At 80.1% G+C, this 1,078-nt stretch carries 2 protein-coding genes; both read right to left on the bottom strand.

What is annotated here, in order from left to right:
- On the bottom strand, positions 1–140 hold a 140-nt coding region (locus tag AC2CHG_RS31510), incomplete at its 3' end, for a DUF167 domain-containing protein (RefSeq protein WP_484526222.1).
- A gap of 2 nt (positions 141–142) precedes the next feature.
- A complete protein-coding gene (locus AC2CHG_RS31515; RefSeq protein WP_402808617.1) occupies positions 143–970 on the bottom strand; it encodes a hypothetical protein in 828 nt (275 codons plus the stop codon).
- Positions 971–1,078 lie beyond the last annotated feature (108 nt).

The raw sequence follows: 1,078 nt of genomic DNA on the forward strand, positions 1-1,078 counted from the left end.
CGGCCGTCCACCGCCGGCGCGTGCACGGCCACGACGAGCGCGGGGCCGTAGGGCCCGTCGAACCGCCCGCCCACCCGGGCGCGGGCCGCCCCGGGCTTCACCCGCACCGCGACGGTGAGTGCGTCGTCCGCGATCGTCATGGTCAGCGCGGCCGGGCCTCGGCGAGCAGGGTGGTGGCGGCCGCGCAGTGCGCGCACGGGGTGAAGCCCAGCGCGACCGCCTCGGCGACCGGCAGCGGCTCGTCCTCCCGGCCCACCAGGTGCGCGCAGCCGGGCAGGTGGAAGCGGGGATGGCCGTCGACCACCAGCACGTCGCCCGGCAGCCGGACCAGCCGGGCGACGTCGCCGGTGGAGAGGTACTCGGCGGGCGGGTCGCCGTCGAACGCCTCGCCCGGCGCGGGCGAGGTGGGCCGGGCGGTCTCCGGCACGCGCGGGCCGGGCGGCGAGTAGGGCGTCGCGTCCGCGACGACCGGGTCCGCGTCCACCGGATCCGGGTCCAGCGGCGCCGCGTACGGCCCGGCGGGCTCGGCCTCGAACGCGTGTGTGTACGGTCCGGCCTCGGCGTCGAACGCCGGCGTGTACGGCCCGGTGTCGTACGGCCCGGTGTCGGACGGCTCGGCCGGCGGCGAGTACGCGACCGGCGGCGGGGCGTCGTCCGGGTCGGTCACCGGCGATCCGGGCGGTTGCCGCCACCCGGATCCACCGGCGCCGGCCGTGGACGTGTGGTGCGGGACCGGGCTCACCGGCTCGTCCGGGGACGGGACGGTGTGCGCGGTCCGTGGTCGCGGTCCGGTCTCCCGGCCGGCCGTGGCCCGTGCCGCGGCGGCCTGGCGGGCGAACGCGACGAAGGCGACGGCGGACAGCAGGCTGGCCGCGATCGAGACGATGAGCAGGAGGCTGGACCCGCCGGCGAGACCGGCGATCAGCAGCACGACCGCGACGAGGATGAGCAGGATGCTGGCGGCTACCACGGCTCACCCCCGGCCGCGTCGTGTCGGTCTGGGCGGGGGGGGGGGGGGGGGGGGGGGGGGGGGGGGGGGGGGGCGGGGCCGGGGGGCCGCGCCCGGCCGGCGCCCCCG

Source organism: Micromonospora sp. ATLC20, from assembly GCF_057196585.1.